This window comes from Shuttleworthella satelles DSM 14600, from assembly GCF_000160115.1.
GTDB lineage: Bacteria > Bacillota > Clostridia > Lachnospirales > Lachnospiraceae > Shuttleworthia > Shuttleworthia satelles.
In genome coordinates this window covers 1,058,544-1,081,253 of the sequence record NZ_GG665866.1, presented here as the reverse complement: position 1 = coordinate 1,081,253, position 22,710 = coordinate 1,058,544, and the positions used below count along the sequence as shown (strand labels likewise).

Annotated in this window: 22 protein-coding genes; 2 read left to right on the top strand and 20 right to left on the bottom strand. The window is 50.8% G+C overall.

The features are described 5' to 3' along the window. Positions 1–305: 305 nt before the first annotated feature. On the bottom strand, positions 306–920 hold the full coding sequence (gene lexA, locus GCWU000342_RS04840; protein ID WP_006906175.1) for a transcriptional repressor LexA: 615 nt from the start codon (positions 918–920) through the stop codon (positions 306–308). Between the two features lie 257 nt (positions 921–1,177). Between lexA and yneA the strand changes: the two genes are divergently transcribed. Continuing rightward, positions 1,178–1,585, top strand: a complete 408-nt coding sequence (gene yneA, locus GCWU000342_RS04835; RefSeq protein ID WP_006906174.1) for a cell division suppressor protein YneA — start codon at positions 1,178–1,180, stop codon at positions 1,583–1,585. Positions 1,586–1,855: 270 nt separating this feature from the next. Further along, positions 1,856–2,938: a tyrosine-type recombinase/integrase gene (locus GCWU000342_RS04830; RefSeq protein WP_006906173.1), complete on the top strand. Its 1,083-nt coding sequence runs from the start codon at positions 1,856–1,858 to the stop codon at positions 2,936–2,938. Between the two features lie 130 nt (positions 2,939–3,068). Here GCWU000342_RS04830 and GCWU000342_RS04825 read toward each other — a convergent pair whose 3' ends face one another. The 19 genes from GCWU000342_RS04825 to mutL all read right to left on the bottom strand — a co-directional run bounded on the left by GCWU000342_RS04825 (position 3,069) and on the right by mutL (position 22,700). Continuing rightward, positions 3,069–3,989 (bottom strand): RluA family pseudouridine synthase, encoded by a 921-nt coding sequence (locus GCWU000342_RS04825; RefSeq protein WP_006906172.1) that lies wholly within the window; start codon positions 3,987–3,989, stop codon positions 3,069–3,071. Between the two features lie 126 nt (positions 3,990–4,115). Next, positions 4,116–4,670 carry a signal peptidase II gene (lspA, locus tag GCWU000342_RS04820; protein ID WP_242649992.1) on the bottom strand — a complete coding sequence of 185 codons (555 nt, stop codon included), beginning with the start codon at positions 4,668–4,670 and terminating at the stop codon, positions 4,116–4,118. A 14-nt stretch (positions 4,671–4,684) separates the two neighbouring features. Further along, positions 4,685–5,791 (bottom strand): 3-dehydroquinate synthase, encoded by a 1,107-nt coding sequence (gene aroB / locus GCWU000342_RS04815; protein WP_006906170.1) that lies wholly within the window; start codon positions 5,789–5,791, stop codon positions 4,685–4,687. A gap of 58 nt (positions 5,792–5,849) precedes the next feature. Next, complete coding sequence (locus GCWU000342_RS04810; protein ID WP_006906169.1) at positions 5,850–6,362, bottom strand: cell division protein SepF; 513 nt, start codon at positions 6,360–6,362, stop codon at positions 5,850–5,852. Positions 6,363–6,447: 85 nt separating this feature from the next. Then, a complete protein-coding gene (locus GCWU000342_RS04805; protein ID WP_006906168.1) occupies positions 6,448–7,155 on the bottom strand; it encodes a YggS family pyridoxal phosphate-dependent enzyme in 708 nt (235 codons plus the stop codon). A 21-nt stretch (positions 7,156–7,176) separates the two neighbouring features. After that, positions 7,177–8,544 carry an HlyD family efflux transporter periplasmic adaptor subunit gene (locus GCWU000342_RS04800; protein WP_156784483.1) on the bottom strand — a complete coding sequence of 456 codons (1,368 nt, stop codon included), beginning with the start codon at positions 8,542–8,544 and terminating at the stop codon, positions 7,177–7,179. A 77-nt stretch (positions 8,545–8,621) separates the two neighbouring features. Continuing rightward, complete coding sequence (locus tag GCWU000342_RS04795; RefSeq protein ID WP_006906166.1) at positions 8,622–9,038, bottom strand: hypothetical protein; 417 nt, start codon at positions 9,036–9,038, stop codon at positions 8,622–8,624. A gap of 206 nt (positions 9,039–9,244) precedes the next feature. After that, complete coding sequence (locus GCWU000342_RS04790; protein ID WP_006906164.1) at positions 9,245–10,249, bottom strand: D-alanyl-D-alanine carboxypeptidase family protein; 1,005 nt, start codon at positions 10,247–10,249, stop codon at positions 9,245–9,247. Further along, positions 10,233–10,628 (bottom strand): methylglyoxal synthase, encoded by a 396-nt coding sequence (locus tag GCWU000342_RS04785; RefSeq protein WP_006906163.1) that lies wholly within the window; start codon positions 10,626–10,628, stop codon positions 10,233–10,235. The genes GCWU000342_RS04790 and GCWU000342_RS04785 overlap by 17 nt, the downstream gene beginning before the upstream one ends. Continuing rightward, on the bottom strand, positions 10,625–11,764 hold the full coding sequence (locus tag GCWU000342_RS04780) for an FtsW/RodA/SpoVE family cell cycle protein (RefSeq protein ID WP_006906162.1): 1,140 nt from the start codon (positions 11,762–11,764) through the stop codon (positions 10,625–10,627). The genes GCWU000342_RS04785 and GCWU000342_RS04780 overlap by 4 nt, the downstream gene beginning before the upstream one ends. A 2-nt stretch (positions 11,765–11,766) precedes the next feature. Next, positions 11,767–12,465 (bottom strand): septum site-determining protein MinC, encoded by a 699-nt coding sequence (locus GCWU000342_RS04775; RefSeq protein WP_044958809.1) that lies wholly within the window; start codon positions 12,463–12,465, stop codon positions 11,767–11,769. A gap of 22 nt (positions 12,466–12,487) precedes the next feature. Next, positions 12,488–15,343 (bottom strand): penicillin-binding transpeptidase domain-containing protein, encoded by a 2,856-nt coding sequence (locus tag GCWU000342_RS04770; protein WP_006906160.1) that lies wholly within the window; start codon positions 15,341–15,343, stop codon positions 12,488–12,490. Continuing rightward, positions 15,336–15,872, bottom strand: coding sequence for a rod shape-determining protein MreD (gene mreD / locus GCWU000342_RS04765; RefSeq protein WP_006906159.1), 537 nt, complete (start codon positions 15,870–15,872; stop codon positions 15,336–15,338). Before mreD ends, GCWU000342_RS04770 begins: the two co-directional genes overlap by 8 nt. Further along, entirely contained in the window at positions 15,865–16,725 is an 861-nt protein-coding gene (gene mreC, locus GCWU000342_RS04760) for a rod shape-determining protein MreC (RefSeq protein ID WP_006906158.1), read from the bottom strand. Before mreC ends, mreD begins: the two co-directional genes overlap by 8 nt. Positions 16,726–16,734: 9 nt before the next feature. Then, complete coding sequence (mreB, locus tag GCWU000342_RS04755) at positions 16,735–17,748, bottom strand: rod shape-determining protein (protein WP_006906157.1); 1,014 nt, start codon at positions 17,746–17,748, stop codon at positions 16,735–16,737. A gap of 14 nt (positions 17,749–17,762) precedes the next feature. After that, positions 17,763–18,452: a RadC family protein gene (radC, locus tag GCWU000342_RS04750; protein WP_044958814.1), complete on the bottom strand. Its 690-nt coding sequence runs from the start codon at positions 18,450–18,452 to the stop codon at positions 17,763–17,765. A 54-nt stretch (positions 18,453–18,506) separates the two neighbouring features. Further along, on the bottom strand, positions 18,507–19,802 hold the full coding sequence (locus GCWU000342_RS04745) for a methionine gamma-lyase family protein (RefSeq protein WP_006906155.1): 1,296 nt from the start codon (positions 19,800–19,802) through the stop codon (positions 18,507–18,509). Continuing rightward, the gene (gene miaA / locus GCWU000342_RS04740; protein WP_006906154.1) at positions 19,789–20,739 is read right to left on the bottom strand and encodes a tRNA (adenosine(37)-N6)-dimethylallyltransferase MiaA; all 951 of its coding nucleotides are present in this window, start codon (positions 20,737–20,739) and stop codon (positions 19,789–19,791) included. The genes GCWU000342_RS04745 and miaA overlap by 14 nt, the downstream gene beginning before the upstream one ends. After that, a complete protein-coding gene (gene mutL, locus GCWU000342_RS04735) occupies positions 20,736–22,700 on the bottom strand; it encodes a DNA mismatch repair endonuclease MutL (RefSeq protein ID WP_006906153.1) in 1,965 nt (654 codons plus the stop codon). The genes miaA and mutL overlap by 4 nt, the downstream gene beginning before the upstream one ends. Positions 22,701–22,710: the final 10 nt, after the last annotated feature.

The following is a 22,710-nucleotide window of genomic DNA, read 5'->3' as shown; positions in this document are numbered from 1 at the left end:
AGTATCGTAATTATTATCATAAAATATCATATCTCAAAGAAGGGCCAAGCAGAAGATGAGTAGAAGGCGCGACTTCCTGTTCTTTTTCCTCTATCGCCCGCTCTGGTTTGCCGAAGGACAGCTTCAAGCGCGGTATCCCGTTTTGTGACAGTCATATACACGTTCCGCAAGCATGTGCTTGCCGTAATCAGGCCCTCTGAGGATCTATCTCAGGGGGCCTGATCTTTTTCAGAAAGATGTATGAGCATTGGTAAAAGTAATAATGAAATGGAATAAACCGGTCTCGGTCACCATCGAAAGCCGGATCAATAGAGTCTCAATACGCCGAAAACCTTACCGAGGATCTGACAGTCTGGGACAAGAATGGGGTCCATATCATCATTCTCCGGCTGCAGACGGATATGATCCTCTTCCTTGTAGAAGGTCTTAACCGTGGCGGAATCATCGACAAGAGCGACAACAATCTCCCCGTTGCGGGCGGTCGGTCGCTTCTCGACCATGATAAAATCTCCGTCGAAGATGCCGACATTGATCATGGATTCCCCCTTGACCTTGAGCATAAAGGTCTGCTCCTTGGGGATGAACTCTGCCGGAATAGGAAAATAATTGCTGATATTCTCAACAGCCAAAAGAGGCTGACCGGCAGCCACCTGTCCAAGCATGGGAATATTGACGACCTCTCTGCGGGTCAGGTTGAAATTATCGTCCACGACTTCAATTGCTCTGGGCTTGGTCGGATCACGGCGAATATAGCCGTTATTCTCAAGCTTCTCCAGGTGGGCGAAGACAGAAGAGGTGGACTTAAGACCCACCGCGTCACAGATCTCGCGAACCGTGGGAGGGTAGCCGGAGCTTAAAATCTCATTCTTAATGTACTCCAAAATCTGCATCTGCTTCTCTGTGATCTTGCCATAGGACATAGCTCCAACACCTCCAAAATTAAATTCCGCTTACATCATCCTGCCAAAGAAATCGCCGCAGAAAAGCCTCTGGTCTGGGATGCGGTCGGAAATCCTCTGGAATGAAGTTACTTCTATTATAGAAAAGCTCTTTTTAAAAAGCAAACACATATTCGCAAAAATATGTTCGATAAATGCTTGACACCCGAACAACTGTTTGCTAGGATATGAATCGAACAGTTGTTCCGAACAGATAATCGAACACGGGAGGACAGAAGATGATGACCAGTCGTTTTAGCGGATATGGGACCAAGAAAGAGCTTATCATTGATAGAAATAGAAGAAGCGGCCGGGCAGGGAGCAGATCATCCAGACAGCGGCATAAGACCAGAGTGGAGCTGGCGATATCCCTTGTCTTAATCGTCATCGCCTTGCTCGCGATTTTTTTCCTGAACCGGCCCATGACTGCATCGGCGTCACAGGAGAAGACCTATCAGGAGTGTTATCGGTCCATTGAGATCAATCCGGGCGACACGCTCTATAAGCTGGCTGATCAGTATAAGAAGGATCCATCGGTAAGCCGCCGCCAATACGTGAACAAGATCATCGAGACCAATCACTTGACCAGTCAGAATATTTATTCCGGAATGTCTCTGGTCGTACCGGTCTATGCTGAGGTTCAATAGAGATCTAAAATCCGAAGGCCTTCGGGAAATTTAAGATTGATAGCTATGTTATAAAAATAAGGGGATGTAGTAGGCAAGTAATGGATAGTGATCTGATACATGACAAGTCTCAAATAGTTAAGTTAGTTCCTGTGATACAAATCCCAAAATGCTTAATCTCGGTGATTGACAGGGTTCTGAAAGAGGAGTAAACTATCTCTATCAATCTAGCGGATAAATATCTGTTTTTCCGCATGATATATCTGTTTGAGGAGGAATATACTAGATACCATGGCTCGGGACTCTGAATACTACAAGGACAAACAAAAGAAACAGACTCTGAAGCTGCGCAGCCTGCTGGATCAGCTTCCGGACTTCTGCGTTGATTTTATCTACTCCAAGGAGCTTACGACACAGACCTCCACACTGATTTCTTATTCCTACGACCTGCTGACCTTTCTGCGATTTCTGCGGGAGAAAAATCCCCAGCTAAAGGATATCGATCCGAAGTCAATGAAACTGGAAATCTTAAAGCAGATTCAATCTGAGGATATCCTCGAGTACCAGCGCTATTTAAGTCTTAACGTGGATGGGGAATACCATGAAAATGGCAAGAAAGCCATTGCCCGCAAGATGTCTGCCCTGCGCGGCATGTATAAATATCAGCTGATTCACAAGCATATTTCGGAGGATCCGGCAGCCCTTGTGGCGATGCCCAGACTCAAGAAGGACAAGAATATCGTCCGCATGAATAACTACGAGGTGCAGGATATCTTAAATGCCATTACAATCGGCAACCAGCAGATGTCAGACCGTCAGCGAAAATACTGCCTGAAAACACAGCAGAGAGATCTGGCCATTTTGACAATTTTATTAAATACCGGTATGCGTGTGTCGGAATGCCGGGGCCTGGACTTAAATGACGTCAATCTGATAGAAAACAGCCTTGTTATTGTACGCAAGGGAGGGGGACAGGACATCATCTATTTCGGGAAACCGGTTCATTCAACCCTGTCTGATTATATTGAGGGGGAGCGGCAGACCATCAGTCCTCTGGAAGGCCATCAGCAGGCCCTCTTCTACTCTCTGCAGGGCAAGCGGATCTCCGTCGACGCCATCGAGAAACTGGTTAAAAAATACGCCAGGATCGCCGTCCCGGGCAAACACATTACGCCACACAAGCTTCGCTCAACCTATGGAACAGCCCTCTATCGGGAGACAGGTGATATCCGGCTGGTCGCGGACGTCCTCGGGCATGAGAATATCAACACAACCATCGATTACTACGCGGCAATTGAGGATGAGCACAAGCGTCAGGCCGCCAATGCAGTTGACTTCAATCGAAAAGATATCAATCCTAATCATCAGACCTGATTCGCAGGCCTGGATTTTTCTGCTGATATCGATCATCTTCTACTGATACCGGTCATCTTCAGTTGATGACAGCCATCCTCACTGATATCGGCCATCTTCTTTTCACTCCGGTCCTCTTCTTTTAAATCGGTCATTCTTCTCCCAGGATCGCCAGGAGATGTTGAAAATATTCCGGCAGGGGAGCTGTGAATTCCACGTACCTTTTGCTTGTCGGATGTACAAATCCGATCGTCATGGCGTGCAGGGTCTGTCCGTCCAGGTGATAGGGGCTTTTCTTAGGCCCGTAGACCTGGTCGCCGAGAATCGGATGGCCAATAGAGGCCATGTGGACACGAATCTGATGGGTCCGTCCCGTCTCAAGCTCAAATTCTACATAAGAGAAATTGTTCCTGAGGCGGGCCAGTTCACGGTAATGCGTTATAGCCTGCCGTCCGTTTTTCACGCCGACAGACATTTTCTTCCGATCCCTGGGATCCCTGCCTATGCTTGTACGAATGGTTCCCTCTGTCGGATTGAGATGTCCGTATACAATCGCGCGATAGACGCGATGAACCGAGTGTTCTTTGATTTGGCTCGCGATGAAGCGATGGGCGGCGTCTGTTTTACATACAATCAGAGAGCCGGTCGTATTCATGTCAATCCGGTGAACAATCCCCGGGCGGATTTCTCCGTTGATTCCGGAGAGCTCTTTTCCGCAGTGGTACATAATGGCGTTGACCAGGGTTCCCGTATTGTGTCCGGGAGCAGGGTGCACCACCATTTCCTTGGGCTTATTGACAATCAGGAGCTGATCGTCCTCATAGAGAATATCCAGGGGAATCCTCTCCGGCCGAAGTTCCGTCAAAACAGCGTCTGGAACGGAAACAAAGATCTGGTCTTTCTCCTGCAGCTTGTAGCTGGCTCTGCAGGCGTTTCCGTTGACCAAAACAAGCCCCTCTTCGATCAATTTCTGGATACTGTTTCTGGACTGTCCGTCCAGATGATCCGCCAGGTAGCGGTCAATTCGCAGTCCACTTTCTTCTCCTGTGCAGTTTAGTTTGAATTCCTGCATGTTTCATCCCACATCTATCAATAGCATTGCCGGTTGATCTGCGAATATCTGTCAATGACATTGCCGGTTGATCCGCAAATTGCCAGTTGGCAATCCCCTGTTTCTATTCCACCATCCCTTGTGTCTTTATTTTTTCCGTTTTAAGCCCCATCTCTTCCAGGGAAGAATCTCTTCCAGCTCCTCATCCCGATAGGCAAAAAGAACCAGGAGGATCAGGGCGATCATTGATATCGTCACATAGATATCCGCCACATTAAAGACAGGAAAATCGATCAGATAGAAATAAATGAAGTCTGTAACATAGCCCTGAACAACACGATCAATGAAGTTACCAACAGCTCCGGAAATCAGAAAACAATAGGTGATATGTAAGGGCAAAAATTTTTTTGAAGGCGGTGTCGTCAGAGCAAAAACAACAATGCACAGAATCAAAAGCGGCGTCAGAAGCAGAAAAAAGCTCTGCTGTCCCTCCAGGATGGAGAAGGCTGCGCCGGTATTTTGCAAATAGTGCAATTTCAGTATTCCCGGGATCAAATCGAGATCTCCTGATCTAAGTCTAACAAGCGCCAGTCCTTTGGTCCAGTGATCGAAGACGACGAGAAGAATAATAAAAAGGCCTCCGGTCAGCCGCCAGATTATGGAATTTATTGTCCTGTCGGAATGCGCCATATCTACTCCCATCACGTCTACTCTCATCACGCGCGAATAAAGTCAATCGCCTCTCGCAGATCATCATCGACAAAATCCAGATAGGTATCTGCCTGTCCGATCGCGTCCAGGATGACAAAGCGGATTCGGTCTCCCTGCATTTTTTTGTCGGACTTTGAGGCGAGCAGAATATTGTCTGTCGTCATCTGCGGAAAGTCCCCCGGATCAACAGATACAGGCAATCCGAAGTCTGTCAGAGTCTGAATCCCCTCTTTGAGATCCGCAGTGCTTATTTTCCCCAGCTTATGGGACAGATAAAGAGCCGCGGCAGACCCGATCGAAACACATTGTCCGTGATAGAGCCGAAAAGAGGAAAGCTTCTCTACAGCATGACCGATGGTATGTCCGAAATTAAGATGGGACCGGATCCCCTCTTCTCTCGGATCCAGTTGACAGATTCTTCTCTTGATATCCGCGGAGGTATAGACCATTTGAGCCAGAGCTGGAAGATCCCGACTCATAATACGCTTGACGTTGGTCTGAAGCCACCGATAGAAACCCTTGTCCTGAATAAAGCCGTATTTGATCACCTCTCCCATTCCACAGGTAAACTGAAGGGGATCAAGCGTCTTAAGACAGCTGATATTCATATAGACCAGGACAGGCATCTTAAAGGCTCCGACCATATTCTTATAGGCTCGAAAATCAATCCCCGTTTTGCCTCCGACAGAGGAATCGACCTGAGCCAGAAGACTGGTCGGGATCTGTATGTAGTCAATCCCCCGCATATAAGTCGCGGCGACAAAACCGGTCAGATCTCCGACGACTCCTCCCCCAAGAGCAATCAGAAGGTCGTGGCGATCAAAACGGGCCTCTATCATCTGTTCATAAACAGCTTCCGCGCATGCGAGATTTTTGCTTGTCTCACCCGCGGGAAGAATATGGACGACGATTTGCTGAAAGATCCCCTGAAGCTCCTGCCTCAGCTGATCCAGATAGAATTGGGAAACATTTGAGTCAGTGACAATGCAGACCCTCTGATAGTAACTCGGCAGTCTTTGAATTTCCGCCTTAAGCGCACTGAAGGAATCTTCAATTAGAATATCATAGGAATGTCTGTCCTCATATGAGACAGGAAGACGATGATAATGCATGCTTACTCCAAAAAAGCACCCTGAAGCAATGTTCAAGGCGCCCAAAATTAACAATCACTTAAAATCCTGTCTGAATCCCGGAAATGTCGAAGGAATCCATGATCCCCTGCAGGTCGCCGGAGATGTCGACAGAAGCCGGAGTTACAATAAAGATATAAGAAGAAACCTTCTGCAGAGTTCCGTTCAGCGCGAGACAGGCTCCGCTGACAACATCGATGACCCGCTGGGCCAGGGAGAGATCCAGTCCCTCCATATTCATGATCACCGGTTTTTCAGATAGAATCGTATCGATGACTTCTTTGGAATCCTCAAAAACAGCCGGTTTAATCACGCAGACTTCCATTCCTGAGACGCTGCCCCGCCTGGCAGACCGCATGGGCGTAATTTTGGATGAATGCGCGGCCACAGACCTGCTGCTCTCCTCAGAGGCAGGAGCGTCATTTGCGGAATTCTTGCGGCGGGAGGATGAGGCAGATCTTTTCTCATCCTCTTCATAGATGTCATCATCGTAGTACTCGTCATCTTCATCCGATAATTTCATGGCGTCTAACATCTTATCGAAAAAGCCCATCTTTCACCTCTTATTCATCATTATGAATCATTCCCAAATCACGCCTGCAGCACTTCAAATGATCGCGTGCTCACAGGTCATATCCTCATGACTTCCTGTGATAGTCTCTTGCTCCGAAAATCGCGGTTCCCACCCTTACCATGGTGGAACCCTCTTCTATGGCAATCTGATAATCATTGGTCATTCCCATAGATAGAATGTCCATTTCCACATTATCAATGTTTCGAGAATTGATGTCAACCGCAAGGGCTTTGATCGACCGGAAGTAAGCCCGATTCTCCTCAGCGTTTTTGACATTTGGCGCGGATGTCATCAGTCCTCTGATATGTATGCCGTCAAGACCGGCGATATCCTGGATCAAAGACAGAGCGTCCTCCCTGCTGATCCCGAATTTGGAGTCCTCATCGGCAATATTGACCTCTACCAGAATATCGATGATTCTCTTGTTCTTCTTGGCCTGGATATTGATTTCCTCAGCCAGACGGTAGGTGTCAACGGAGTGAATCAAGGCGATGGAGTCAGCCCTTCGCGCCAGGTACTTCACCTTGTTGCGCTGCAAATGCCCAATCATATGCCAGCGGATATCCCCGGGCAGATGATCAATTTTCTCGACCAGCTCCTGCACGTAGTTCTCGCCGAAATCACGGACGCCCTGCCCGTAAATCTCCTGAATATCTGCTTCCGGCTTGGTCTTTGATACGGCGACCAGGGTTACCTCTGACGGATCTCTGTTGGCCCTCCTGCAGGCCTCTGTGATATTTTCCCGGACGGTCTTTAAATTTTCTGCAAGCATTTTGCCTCCTCTTCTCTTTGGCTACTGCACCATGTCCCCTTCCTTGACCTGACTGCTGTTAAGGGCAATACGGTCGTAGAGAACCAGTCCGTAAGAAGTCGTCGATGAGACAACGGCAAACTCCTTGTTCTGGAACTGGACTTCAATGGGCTTAAATTCCGCGAATCCCTTGTTGACCTGATAGACTCCGGTCAGCTCCTCAGACTTGCTGTTGACCTGCCAGCTCTCGCTGCTGTTCTGTTTGATCAGGATATCGCTTTCTTTCAGCTGATCCGCGTTGATGAAGTAATCCTCCTCATCCTCGGCGAAAATCGTCGGGACAATGAATTCACTGCCGTTGCCCTTCTTGCGGAGCAGGCCAAGATCGTTGCTGTTGCCTCCCTTGAAAAAATAGCTCTTGGGAATCTTATAGAAGGATTGCTTAGTGATCGCGGAAAGGGGAATTTTCAGTCCGGAAGCCCGGTCCAGATTGAGCGTCACTCCGACAAAGCGCAGGTCCGCATAGCGCTCCATGGAGTCATCTAAGGAGAGGACCAGGTACTTCCTCCCGTATTTCTCGATGACAGAAGCGGCGGCCCAGGCAGACCGCTGATCCTTGTCAAAAACCAGCTGGACATTGGAGGATGAAGTGATCTGAGAGGCCATCTCATCGTCGACCTCGACAAGCATCTTCCACTGCTCTGAGCTGATCAGTTTGTAGACAGGATCTCCTGCCTTGACGGAGGAAACATTTTTCAGATCCTTGTAGTCTAACTTGGATGTATCGAAGGACTCACGCGTGAAGTTGTCAAGGTTCAGTCCCTCGTCGCCATCTGTGGCATAGACCAAAAGCCCCGGAGAGGGAGCCTGATACGTATGAAAGGTATTTCTCTGCTTCGCCTCATTGATCTGTGACTTGTAGGTCTCGAAGACGGTCTGCTGAAGCGAATCATAGAGATTTGCCTCCAGTTGATTCTTGAAATCATAGACCTTGTAGAATCGGTTGTCATCTTTGGTCCTGACATAGTCGCTCAGAGAATTGACGATTTGTCTCTGCTCTGTCTCATTGAGCGCGGAAGTATTCAGCTGCGCCTGTGTGAAAAGCTGCTGGATCTCTCCGCTTTGATCCAGAGAATAGACGATTGAATCACTGCCGACCTGAGCTTCGTTGGCCTTGAAGTGGTATATCTGACCGTCCGCCTCCGCCTGGACCAGGGACTCGCTCCTGAGCGCCAGTGCCTCATAGTGCTTGCTGGTAGAGATTGTTCCGCTGTTGACCTGATAGATTGCCACATGCTTCTTGGTGACATAGCTGAAAAGATGAAAGAGAACGTAAATAACAAGGATGACGCCTACGATCAACCCGATATTCATTTGTAAATTTCGATGAAAGCGTGTGACTTTGGCCATTTTTTCTGTCTGCCTTACTATATGGAAAGCGGAGGTCGCATCCGCCACCCCCGCTTCCTGTATCATTCAAAATCATTTCAATCAGAGACGAGATCAGACACGTCCCCGGGAAGTTCGGCCGGATTCTTTGAAATACTCACAATGAAGTCGACGTCGAACTTGTCAGAAGCACGCTCCAGAAAATGAACAGCCCTGCTGATATCCTCTTCTGCCGTGATATGGGCGATGGCCAGAAAAGAATCCAGATAGATCTTCTGTATGTCCCGGTTCTGTGACAGGCTTCCGCAGAGAAAACCGACAAAACCGTCTAAATTGGAAACCGGGTAACGACTCATATCGATCATGCGGATCTTGGAGTTGAGTTCCAACATCCTCTGATCACTCTTATCGATATAGACGACCAGCCCATCGGCACTGCGAACATCTTCTTCCGCAGAATCCAGCATGCGTCTCGTCTTCCCGGTACCCTTGACTCCTGCAATGATTTCTACCATATTCACCCCTCCAATACATATCAATGATCTGTATTACCCTGAAAAAATTATAGTATATGGCCTGCCAAAGTACAATGCGTCTTGAAATTTTCCGGCCTGTCCTGTCCTCGAATTTACGTCGGAATTTCTCCGGCTTATTTCTGCAGGATATCCTGGCGATTCTGGATTTCCTTGCGGTTCTTGATTTCCTTGCGGTTCCGGATTTCTTAGCGGTTCTGACCGTAGACCTCCAGGAGATGATTCATCTGCTTATAGAGGGCCGCGTGATTGTCAGCCTTGAAAATAATGCTGATGATCTCCTCTCCCCTGGCATTTTTTGAGAGCAAAACCAGACAGGCTCCTGCCTGATCCGTGGTTCCGGTCTTGCCGCCGACAACCGTCATATCGGATGGGGACTGAATACTGCCCTGCAGATAGCGATTGGTATTCTTCCAGGTCAGAGTCCTCTTCAGGCCTCCGGAGGACTGAAAGCTCCCCGTATGAGTTTTGGAAGAGATGATATCGCGAAAAATAGGATATTTTAAAGCCTCATGGAAGATCAGATACATGTCATTTGCGGTCGTGTAGTGATTGTCATCATGAAGACCGTTGACCGTCACATAGTGCGTGTGCGTCGCCCCGATAGAGGCGGCCGTCTCATTCATCTCTTCCGCAAAATGCTCCGTCGACCCGCCCAGTCCCTCGGCGATCGTGATGGCCGCGTCGTTCCCGGAGGGAAGGATCATAGCGTAGAGGGCCTCCTGCAGACTAATCTGATCTCCGGCCCGAAGACCGGCCATCGTAGACCCTTCCATGACACGCAGGGCATTCTCTGACACTGTCAGCGTATCTGACAGCTGACCGCAGCGCATGGCCGTCAGAAAGGTCAGAACCTTGGTCATGGACGCGGGATAGGCCTTGCGGTTCGCCTGCTTGCTGTAGAGGACATGTCCGCTGGTCTCATTGATGACCAGAGCGGATTGAAAAGCAGAACCCTGTGAATTGGTCGCCGTGTTCACATCGTCTAAGCGGGGAATGACTGTCCCCGCGGAGAGCAGATTACAGGCTTCCTGTCGGGAGGCAGTCAGACCGTAATCCGTCGATGTGTCTGTGATCCGATAGTCAGAGGCCTGCTTTTTGTCCCCGCAGGCGACAAAAACAAAGAGGCAGACCAGAAGAAGGGCCGCGATATATTTTTTCACCGGGATGTATTTTTTACCTGTACATTTCACGCCACTCAAGGTCTCCTCGATCCAGTGATTTAATCAGAAGTTCAGCGGTCGCCAGATTGGTGGCCAGGGGAATATTATTGGCGTCACAAGCGCGAACAATGGGATTGATGTCCGGTTCATTGGATTTCGCTGTCAGGGGGTCGCGAAGAAAAATGACCAGATCCATCTCGTTTTGCTCAATCTGAGCCCCCAGCTGCTGTGCTCCGCCCAGGTGGCCGGCCAGATACTTATGGATATTCAGGTTTGTGACCTCTTCAATCAGTCTCCCGGTCGTCCCTGTCGCATAGAGCTCATTCTGCGTAAGGATCCCCCTGTAGGCAATACAGAAATTCTGCATCAGTTTTTTCTTCGCGTCATGGGCGATCAATCCGATATTCAAAACCGTAAACCTCCTCTTCGACGGCCTGATTGCAGTCCGACATTGAGAACCAGACCTATGCCAAAGTACAAAGTGACAAGTGATGTTAAGCCATAGGAAACAAAGGGCAGGGGCAAACCCGTATTGGGCATCAGACCCGATACAACACAGATATTGACAAAGCTCTGAAAGCCAATCAGAGAGCCGATTCCCACACAGATCAGCTTCCCCGACAGGGTCTTAGCCTTAGAGCCTGTCTGAAAGCAGAGATAGACAATGAAAAAGAGCAGACCGACAATGACAAGAGAACCGACAAAGCCCAGTTCTTCCCCCGCAACCGCAAAGATAAAGTCTGTCTGCGGCTCTGAGATGTAGTTGCCATTCTTCACGGAGTCGACAGCAGTATTATTGATTCCCTTCCCCCAGAAAATACCTGAGGCAATGGCCATGATTGAATTCTGCTGCTGATAGGAGGATTCCGGAAACTCATTCGGACGCAGCCAGGCCAGGATGCGCTTCAGCTGATATCCGGCCTTGGCCGCCAGGGCCGGTCCTCTCCAATAGATAAAGAAGATCAGTAAGGTGATGGCAGGCACTGTGACTCCAAGAGCTGTCGCTACTATTTTACGACTTAAACCCGCGATAAACAACATGGAGACGATGATCAAAAAGGTGACGATCGTCGTAGACAAGTCCGGTTCTCTCACGATCAGAATCAATGGGACGGCTGCCAGAAGACAGGTGATGAAGAGTCTTCTTCCCTCATTGATATCCTCGGTGTGATCGGACAGATATTTGGCGAAGTAGAGGACAAGCAGAACCTTAGCCAGCTCAGAGGGCTGGAATTGAAATCCCTTCAGGCGAATCCACCGGGTCGCTCCTCCCGTCGTCTTTCCAAAGAAGAAGACGGCCAAAAGAGAAAGGCAGGTCAAAAGATAGTAGATCCGCGAAAAATTGAGGAGAAAATCATAGTCGACCAGAGAAATAACCAGCATGACAAGCAGACCCAGGCCAAGACCAAGGAGCTGCTTGCTAAAAAAATCCGGATTGGCGGAAGCGATGACAAAGATTCCGATGACGGTCAGCGCGACCACCGAGATCAGGAGGCGAAAGTTGTAATCTCGAAAGCGATAATTTCGAAAAAAATTTGAGAACATACCTATTCTTCCTTGAGCTTACGACCGGTCAACTGGGGCACAAGACCGCTGGAAAGGGGCTCCATAATCAGAGCTCCCTCAAACACGGCGACTGCCCTGGGCAGGTTTTTGCTCTTTCTGGCGCGGAAGGACCACTTCTTCTCTTCCACCGGGCTTCCGCTGACGCTTCCAATGGTCAGGTCATGATTATCAAACTGATTGGCGACAATATAGCAGTCATCATTATCCGGATACCCCGCCGTCACCTGACCCGAAAGGGTTCCCATGACAATGACGTTCCCGGCCGCCTGAATACTCGCCCTGGCGGACAGGTCTCCCAGGACAATGACGCTGGTGTCGGAAGAAATCTTCTTTTCCCTGCGGACGCTGCCGTTGATAATCATGGCATTCCTGTAAATATTTAATAATCTGGCTTCCTCCATAGACTTGACCAGGAGCTTGTCAGTCATAGGGTCCGTCTCCTGAAGCATGGAAATGTGAATCTCTGAATTGAGCTCAATGGCCTCTACGACGACCTGGATCTCTTTGGCTGTCATCTTGCGCCCCTCAATGCCCAGGGCAAAGGAGCTGGCGCCAAAAAAGGATTTGCTGTCATGGAACTTGCGACAGATATCGCGTATCAGGTCCTCAAAGGGAATCCGGTCATCCAAAAACAAGGTCATTCCGTATTTGCTGCTCTTGATTATGACAGTCTGCTTCATCTTATTCTCCTTAACTCTCCTCTTAATCTCCGTGTCCGCTGCTTCCGGCCTGAATGGCTCCCGTTCCGACAAGCGCATTAGATGCGGCGTCTCCCAGATAACAGCCGATAATATCCCTGGAGACATCCGCCGCGTAGAAGGACTCATAGGCGTAGGGGATCCGCACCGCCAGACAGACGGTCGGATTGTCATAGGGGGCAAATCCAATGAAAAGCCCGTGTGACGCCGTGCTTGTCGAGGACTGAGCCGTACCCGTCTTGCCGGCGATCGGAACCGAAAAATTTCGCATCGTGGACATGTCGGTCACAACCTCTCTCATCCCGACATGGATAAAATTCCAGGTGTCGGAAGAGACTTCTGTGATTTGCGATTTGACGGTGGGGCTATACTTCTGAATCACGTTCCCATTGCTGTCGGAGACATGATCCAGGAGGGTCATCTGATAGACCGTGCCATTATTGGTGACAGCGGTCGCGTAGCGTGCCAAAGCGACAGTTGTCATGTTGTTGTCCGACTGCCCGATCGCCGCCATTACCGGATACTGCGTTGCTATGGAAGACTCCGCTTCCGGAATCTCCACTCCGGTCTTCTGGTCCAGGGCAAACATCTGCGCGTACTTCTGAATCAGATTGATCCCGGCACCATCATTGTAAGCTCCTCCGCTCTTGCACGCCAGCCGATAGCCGACTTCATAGAAGAAATAATTGCAGGAATGGCGAATGGCCTCCTGAGCATTGAGCGTCCCATGTGTGAAGGCGGGATAGGACCAGCACTTGGGATGATTTGAGACCTTGGTGAAAACTCCCTCATCCCGTATGGTTGTCGAGGCGGTAATGACTCCCTCGGAAATACCAGCGACGGTTGTGACCGGCTTAAAGGTAGAACCCGGCGCCGTCTTCTGCTGGGTCGCGTAGTTAAAAAGGGGACGCGAGGAGGACTGGGTCAGCTTCTTGTAGTAGGAGGAGTCTGTCGCGTTGGCAAGCTGATTGGAGTCGTATCCCGGATAGGAAACGCAGGCGAGGATCTCTCCTGTCCTGGGATCGGTGACAACTGCGGAGGCAGTGGAGAGATTGAGGCCCAGCTGTCCGGGCCGGATCTCCAGACTGCGAAGCTTGCTCTGAATGAATCCATAGGCGGAGAGACTGCCGGACGCCAGAGCGTTCCTCGTACTGTCATCCCTGGGCAGAACTCCCTGGTCATATAAAATCGCGCAGAGGGCATTGGGAGAGACCTCATCATTTAAGATGGTGTACCTTCTGGACAGGGCGGCAAAGTCCTGGTCTGCCTGAAGATTTCCCAAAATGTACTCGATGAGGCCCTGATAAGCCTGGTCCGTATCCAGATACTTGGATAAGCCGGGGATTTTGCTGATGTCAATCCAGTTCTTCTTCAGTGCGTACTTGAGGTAGTCATTGACCGACAGATCCTGATTGGCCCAGCGCAGCTGCATCTGGTCTTTATTGTCGATCTTGTCCGCGTTAAAGACAGCGTCCGCCTTTAGCTTTTTGACAATATAGGTAGCGTAGTCCTGTCCCTCATCCCCCAGCGACCGGTAGGCCAGCCCCGAATCGCTCTGCAGCTGGCTCTTGAGCCTGTCCAGACTCTGACGCAGGTGATCGTCAAATTTAGCGGCGACTGCCCGCTCCAGATCACTGGCCCCCTCCGCATTGAGCTTGTCCACATCGATCATATGATTGTTGACCAGCTGAATATAGATGTCATATACGGGCAGAATTTTGTCGGCATAATTGCCGGCGTTCGGATCCGTACTGGTCTTCTTGGTGTTGCTCATTTTGGTCAGAATAACGCCGGCGACCTCCTGCTCTAAGAGCTTGTAGGTCTTGACCTGAAGATCCTTATCAATGGACAGATAGACATCGTTGCCCGCGACCGGGTCCTTTGAGGCCCCTACCTGCAGAGGAGTTCCGACATTATCGACGTATACCGTCTTGGTCCCCTTCTTTCCGGTCAGCTGTTCGTCCATGGACTGCTCCAGACCGGCCTTTCCCACCTGGTCGGTGATCGCGACGGTCTTATCCTCCGCGGATTTTCGATTAAATTCCTCCGTGGAAATCGTTCCTGTATAACCGATGACTGATGAGAAAGCCTCCGCATCCGCGTAATTGCGAACCGTCGTTTCCTTGATGTCAACACCGGGCAGGGACTTGGCGTTTTCCTTGATATAAGCGGCTGTCTTGTCAGAGACATTGGTGGCGATCTCTGTCGCGATGTACTTCTGATAGGAGTTAAGGCTCATCTCAAATCGCAGGATAGCGATTTCATAGGCCGTCTCCTTGTCATAGCGGTTTAAGTCAATGGAGAAGCGCTTTTGAATCAGGTAATCCATAATCTGATTTGCGGTCGCCTGTGATTCGTCGTAACCCAGCTTCTTATTGTAGGTCAGATCGTTGACATTGGATCGGCCGTAGATATCGGCCCGGAAGCGCTGCAGGGCACTTCCCTCCACAGAAAACTGGTATTCTCCACTCCCGTCAATGAAGATGCTGAAATTATTCTTGATGTGATCTCCGTTTGCCTTTAATTTCTCAATAATTTCGGCCAGCTTTTCATTGAGCGTCCGATTCTTCTCCGCGGCATTCTTGTAGGAGGCTGTATCTTCTATTGTGACGGCGTAGGCCAGCTTGTTATAGGCAAGGAGGTTTCCGTTGCGATCATAGATATTCCCCCGGGAGGCATCTTTTAACTGTGTCTTCTCGACACGCAGCTTGTAATTGTTCTGATAGTAAGCGCCTCGGATGATCTGCAGATAGAAAAGCCTGGCTAAAAGCACCGCGGCGAATATCATCATCAGCGTCAGCAGAATTTCCAGCCGGGAACCGGCCAGCCGATCGCGAATTTTCTGGAAAAAATCAGCCAAGACTGCGCCTCCTTTGCTTATCCTCCTGCATCCAGCGATAGATGCGATAAATCAGAGGATAAAGAATCAGCGAGATGACCCCGGTATAAACAGCCTCCGGAATCATAATGTTCAGAAGATAAAACAGAAATTCTCTGTTCCCGTGAAGGAAGAAGGCGCTGATGTAGATCATCAGTCCATAGAGCAGGTCAGAAGCCGCGATCATGGCCAGAGGCATCTTCAGGTCATCCCCGAAAAAGAGATGGCGAAAGAGGCCGTTTAAGCTGCCGATCAGAAGATAGATCAGGGCATAGTAGCCAAAGACCTGGGAGGAGAACAAATCCAGGGCGATCCCGCAGAAAAAGCCCATGAGCATCCCCTGCTTCTGGCTGCGCATAAAGCCCGCGGTCGACGTCAAAATCACCATGAGGTTCGGCATGACAATTCCCAGCTTGAGTTTAGGCAAAGCCCCCATCTGCAGAAGCAGACATGTGAAAATCATAAGCCCTGTCACAAGGAAACGGCGCGCCTGATAGAGAGTTTCATTCATGATCTCCGGTCTCCTTGATCTGCGTAATCACTAAAACCTCCCGCAGCTTCTTGAAGTCCGCTGCCGGGGTCAGACTGCCGGACCTGGTGAGTTTATTGGCATCATTGGTCAGATTGGTCACATAGCCGATCAAAATACCCGGCAGATACTTGTCTGAAATGTTGGAGGTGACGACAGCGTCACCTGCCGCCACACTGGCTGACGGATCCTCCAGAGAACTGATGCGGATGACATTCGACTCCGTCATATCCTTGAGCGATCCGGTAGTGATCAGATTCTGACCCTTATCGGAAATCTGGGCGGAGACACTGCTTGCGTCATTGATAATCGTGTCGACAATCGCGTAATGCGTGCCGACCTCCGTAATGATCCCGATCAGTCCCTTGCCGGCCATCACGTTCATATTGACCTTCATTCCATCGGCAGCCCCCTTGTCGATTGTAAAGGAATTGAACCAATTGGAGGAATCCCTGGCAATCACGTGCGCGGCTGTCTTCGGATACTGTCCGTAGGATTGATCCAGCTGATAGAGCTCCTGCAAATCCTTGAGCTGGGTCTTTTGTCTCTGCAGCTGACTGACCTGATCCTGCGCATCCGCCAATTGACTCCTGAGCTCTTGATTCTCCTGGATCAGGGCAGATCTCGACTTAGCCTCTTCCGTGTTCACCGAGATGTGACTGCCGATGGCGTCAATCCCCCTTTGCATGGGCAAAAAGATCGCAGAGGCAGCTCTTGTGAAGATGCCTCCGTTGAAATTGGCTGAATAGCCCGCAAAGAGCAAAATGCCGCAGATGAAAAGGAGACTTGTAAAAATAAATCGACCGGATAATGCGTTGCGCCTGCGTCTCTTCATGAATAAACCCTAGTTGATATTCCTTGACTTCATCTCATAGCCGAACCTGGAGTAATGGGCATCTGTCACAACGGAACTCAGTCCCATGACAACCGTCTCCTCTCCCCGCTCGGCCACGTTCATTTGGATATTTGTGATGGACTTGATGAAGGAGTCTAAAGAGCGAATATTGGATCCGCCGCCTGTCAGGTAAATGCCGCTGTGAACAATGTCTTTGGCAAGCTCCGGCGGAACCTTCTCCAAGAGCAGCTTGATCGCGGTCGCCAGATTCTGCAGGTCATCTCTCATTCCCTCATAGACCATCTTTGCGTCCACCTCGAACTCCATGGGAAGTCCGGATACCACATCTCTTCCGACAATCATCAGAGCTCCCTGGGCATCCTCGATGGCGGATCCGATCTCCTCCTTGAGCATCTTGGCGGTCTTGCGGCCAATGACCAGATTAAACTGCCGGCGAATATAGGTGACGATAGAATCATCCAGCTGGTTGCCTCCCATGGGAAGAAGCTCGGAGATTACGATTCCGCCGAGAGATACGACTGAGATCTCCGTCGTATCGGCTCCCATATCGACGACCATGACGCCCTTGGGCTCATTGACGTCCACCCCCATGCCGATGGCGTCAGCCAGGGGCTTCTCGCAGATTCGAATGGAATGCGGCCTGACCTTGGCCTTGGCGAAAATATCAAAGAAGGCCTTCTTCTCCACCTCAGTGATATCATTCGGGACAGCGACCACAATATCGCTTCTCTTGATATTGGCCTTTAGATCCGCCTCTAAGACCGCATAGATCATGGTCTGCATATTGTCGAAGTCGGCAATGACTCCGTTGATGATAGGAAAAGAAACCTCAATATTGGCCGGCGCCTTCTCATACATGGCATAGGCGGCATCGCCGTAGGAATACATCTGATTGCGATTCACAAGAGCGATGGTGTCTTTGATATTGGTGATGTCGTTGGAAGCCTTGGAAAAGATCTTGAGATTCCCCGTTCCAAAATCAATACCGTATGCGTTGCTCATAGGATCTCCTCCTCCTAGATCAGTTCCCCCTGACGGAAACTGTAATACTGGTGATCGCCGATGATAATGTGATCCCGCAGGGCGATTTCAAGATACTGCCCTGCCATCTTGGCCTCCTGCGTGGCCAGATAGTCGGCCTGCGAAGGGGTGGGATCCCCGCTGGGGTGATTGTGCAGGAGCACCAGCTGACTGGCCTGATGCGTCAGGGCCAGCGAGAAGATTTTGCGAATGGGAAAATCCGTTCGGTCACTGCTCCCCAGGCTGATGACAGACTCAAATACCAGCTCGTCTCTCACATTAAAATAGGCCGCAACCAGAAGTTCACTGTCTTCGTGTCGCAGCCGTTCCATATAATAGCCTGCAATGGATTTGGTCTCAGTCAGTTTTAACTTCCTGCGCCTCGTATTGCTGGCAATTCGCCTGGACAACTCGAAAACAGACTGCAATTCTCTTGCCTTGACCGGTCCGATACCGGGGATAAGCATGAGTTCATCCCTGGAGATATTGACCAGATCAGCCAGCGAGTGCTGTCGCAGACGAAGAAGCTCCTCAGCCATAGCTAAGACATCGCAGTCTCTTGTCCCGCTCCGAAGAAGAATGGCAATCAGCTCCGCGTCCGTCAAGGCCGCGCAGCCACAGCGATCCAACTTCCGATCCGGCGCGTTGTCAGCGTATCTATTGTCAAAATGATTCCTGCTCCTCATGCCTGCCTCATTGGTCTTGCACAAGAGCGATATCATCGGTCAGCCAAAAACATATTAGCATAATTGACTATCCGTCACAAGATTAGCCTCATAGACTTTCTGCAGGGACATCATGATTCCGAGCTTGGCGTGAGGCCAGGTCAGGCCTCCCTGAAAAAAGGCTGTATAGGGGGGGCGCAGGGGCCCGTCCGCAGACAACTCGATGGAGGATCCCTGGACAAACGCGCCCGCGGCCATAATGACCGGATCATCATAGCCCGGCATATCCCAGGGCTCCGGTTTCACATAAGAATCCACCGGGGCCGCCGCCTGGATGCCCTGGCAGAAGGCAATCAGGCCCTCCGGTCTTCCGAAGGTCACCGCCTGGATAATATCATGCCTCTTCTCTGTTCCATTGGGAAGCACCGAAAAGCCCAGGCTCTCATAGAGCTTTGCCGCGAAGATTGCCCCCTTCATGGCCGCCCCTGTCACTGTCGGCGCCAGAAAAAAGCCCTGGAAGAAGTCCCTCATGACCCCGAGGGAAGCGCCGACCTCCTTGCCCAGCCCCGGGGAAGTCAATCGATACGCGGCGTTTTCCACACAGGCCCTGCTTCCGGCAATATAGCCCCCGATCGGTGCAAGACCTCCGCCGGGGTTTTTGATCAGGGAGCCGACCATCATATCCGCGCCCACATCCAGAGGCTCGATTGTCTCCGTGAATTCACCGTAGCAATTGTCAACCATGACGATCAAAGACGGCTTAATCTCCTTGACAAAGCGGACCAGCTGTCCGATTTTCTCCACGGACAGGGTCGGCCGGGTCTGGTATCCCTTGGACCGCTGGATTGTCACCAGGCGGGTCTTCTCGTTGATTGCGGCGCGGATGCTCTCATAGTCAAAATCGCCGTTTTCCAGGAGGTCCACCTGTCGGTAGCTGATCTGATACTCCGCGAGAGAGCCTCTTGCGGGCCGAATGCCGATCACCTCTTCCAAGGTGTCGTATGGCTTGCCGACAGGAGACAAGAGCTCGTCTCCCGGGCGCAGATTAGACATCAGGGCAAGGGCAAGAGCATGCGTTCCGCAGGTGATCTGAGGGCGGACCAGAGCATCCTCCGCGCCGAATGTATCCGCGTAGACCTTCTCCAGGGTCTCTCTTCCCAAATCATCGTAGCCGTAGCCGCTGGAGGAGTTGAAGCAGTCTGCCGAGACCCGGTTCTTCTGCATGGCGGCGATCACCTTCATTTGATTGTATTCCGTCAGCCGATCAATTTCCTCAAAACGGCTTTTCAAGCCGTCTAAAACTCTGTGCGCGTAATGACAGACGGCTGGACTGATGCCCAGCTTATGGTACATCTCTTCAATCTGCTCCATAAATTCCTCTCTTCTTCAAAAGCTCGACAGCCCTTTTTACGATGAGATCCTCATCATTGCCAAAGGCAGATTTATCCAGCCAGACAACGTCTTTTTCCCTTCGAAACCAGGTCAGCTGGCGCTTGGCGAAATGTCTGCTGTCTCTCTTGATCTGATATACCGCCTGATCCAGACTGATCCTGCCATCCAGATATTCCAGGATCTCCTTGTAACCCAGTCCCTGCATGGAGACCATTCCCTGATGATAACCGGCCCTCTTTAAAGCTGCCACCTCGTCTAATAAGCCCTCCTGCATCATGCGATCGACCCGCTTGTCAATGCGCTGATAGAGGGTCTTTCGATCCTGCGTTAAGACAAAATAAGCCAGATTGTAGGGGCTCTTCTTTTCCCTCTCCCGGGCGTTGTGGTCAGAGATTCTCTGGCCGCTGACATGATAGAATTCCAGGGCGCGCACAACACGCTTTACATTGTTAAAATGGATCTGGTCTGCCGCCGAAGGATCAACGGCCCTTAACTTTTCGTGCAGGAATTCGGGTCCCTCTTCCTCTGCCAGAGCTTCCATCCTCTGTCGAAATTCCACATCCTCTTGCATTGAGGTGAAATCAATATCTCTGGTGATCGCCTGAATGTAAAATCCGGTCCCCCCCACGATCATCGGAATGCGGCCGCGGGCATAGATCTCTGCCATGGCCTTTTTGGCCCTCTCCTGAAAGATAACGACATTCCAGGGCTGATCCGGCTTGACGCAGTCGATCAGATAGTGGGGGATCCCCTCCATCTCATCTTCTCTGATCTTGGCTGAGCCGATATCCATGCCCTGGTATACCTGCATGGAATCCGCGGAGATGATGCTTCCGCCGACCTCTTTGGCTATTCTGATTGAGAGGGCGCTCTTTCCGACCGCGGTCGGGCCGGCGATAATAATCAAGGGCTTCATGTGACAATCCTCTTGAATTTGCGATCCAGATCATAGTGACTAAAGGAAATAATCGTCGGGCGGCCATGGGGACAGTGATAGGGATTTTCCAGAGTCAGAAGCTCTGCGATCAGCTCTTTGATCTCGGCAAGAGAGAGCTTACTGTTTCCCTTGACAGCGGCCTTGCAGGACATGGAGGCCACCTTCTCCATGACAAGCTCGGAGGAGGCGTTCGCCTTGAAGTCACAGGCCTGGGCAATCATATCCAAAAAGAGCGTCCTGGCATCGATCTGAAAGAGATTTCCCGGACCCCCCTTGATGGCATACTCCTTGCCTCCAAAGGGCTCCAGGCGAAATCCGATGCGGTAAAAGGCATCGGAGCACCTGTCATAAGCCTCCTGCTCCAGGGGGGAGAGGCTGACGATGATCGGGGGAGAGAGCAGCTGCGAGGTCATCTCCTTGTCCTTCAGTTGAGCCATTGTGCGCTCATAGAGGACTTTTTCGTGGGCAGCATGCTGATCGATGATATACATTTTGTCGGCATACTGAATGATCCAATAAGTGCCGAAGACCTGTCCCACGATTGTAAAGCTCTCTCTGGCCTCCTGGCTGAAAAATTTGGGCTGCGTATAATCGCCAAAGCCCTTTTTGGCCCTCTCCGAAAGATTCATCTCCCGGCCCGAAGGCTCTTCCCTCAGCTTCCTTTTCTTTTGATCTGAGAGACCTGTTGAGGTTCCGTCATCTTTACAGCTCACATCATCTTCATGGATTCCCTTGTCTTTACGGCTCGCGTCGTCTGTATGGCTTGCGCTGATCGGGCGATCATACTGCTTCTCGTAGGGAGAGTCATTTTTGATATCATCCATAATCTGACGGCGGATCTCTTCCAGACGGGACCGCTCGAAGGGCTCAGCCCCTGCCGCTTTTGCCGACGGGGCCGGCGTCCTGGCCGGCTTCTGGCTCTGAATGGGGATATTGGAGATGTCTTCGCGCATAAGCAGTCTCTGGGAAACAGCGGACGCAAGGCCGGCGTACACTTCATCCGCGTCGTCGAAGCGAACCTCCATCTTGGTCGGGTGGACATTGACATCCACGCTTCCGTCCGGGAAGGTCAGCTCCAGGACGCAGAAGGGGTACTGGTGCTGCATCATATAACCCTTGTATCCCTCTTCTAGGGCTTTCGATAAGAGCTGACTTCTCACATAGCGGCCATTGATGAAAAAATTCTCGAAGCTGCGATTTCCTCTGGTTAAAGAGGGTTTGCCAATAAATCCCTCCAGGGTATATGTTTCTCTCTCACAGCGGACAGGAAGAAGGTCCATTGCGACGCTTCTTCCGTAGATCTGATAGATTGCGTCCTTAAGACTTCCCTTTCCCGCCGTCGCCATCTTCTGCTTCCCATTGGAGATAAAGCGAAATGAGATCCCGGGATGAGACAGGGCGAGGCGTTCCATGATGTCGGAGATGTAATTGCCCTCTGTGGCGGCCGTTCTTAGGAATTTGCGGCGGGCAGGCGTATTGAAGAAGAGCTGCCTGACAATAAAGGTCGTCCCGTCCGGGGCTCCGATTTCTGTCAGTGAGATTTCTTTTGCCCCCTCAATGACATAGCGGGACCCGGTCAGGGACTCGGAAGTCTTGCTGATCAGCTCTACCCTGGAAACCGCGGCGATTGACGAGAGCGCCTCTCCTCGAAAGCCCAGCAAATGAATGGCTAAAAGGTCTTCCGACGACCTGATTTTTGATGTGGAATGGGGCAGGAAGGCCAGAGAAATCTGCTCCCTGGGGATGCCGCATCCGTTATCCGTGACGCGAATATAGTCAATGCCCCCCTCCTTGATCTCTACCGAAATGGCCGTCGCCCCGGCGTCAATGGCATTTTCCGTCAGCTCTTTGACGACGGAGGCCGGGCGCTCGATCACCTCTCCCGCGGAAATCTTATCAATTGTCTCCTGGCTCAAAAGAGCGATATCTTGTCTATCCATAAGCGCACCC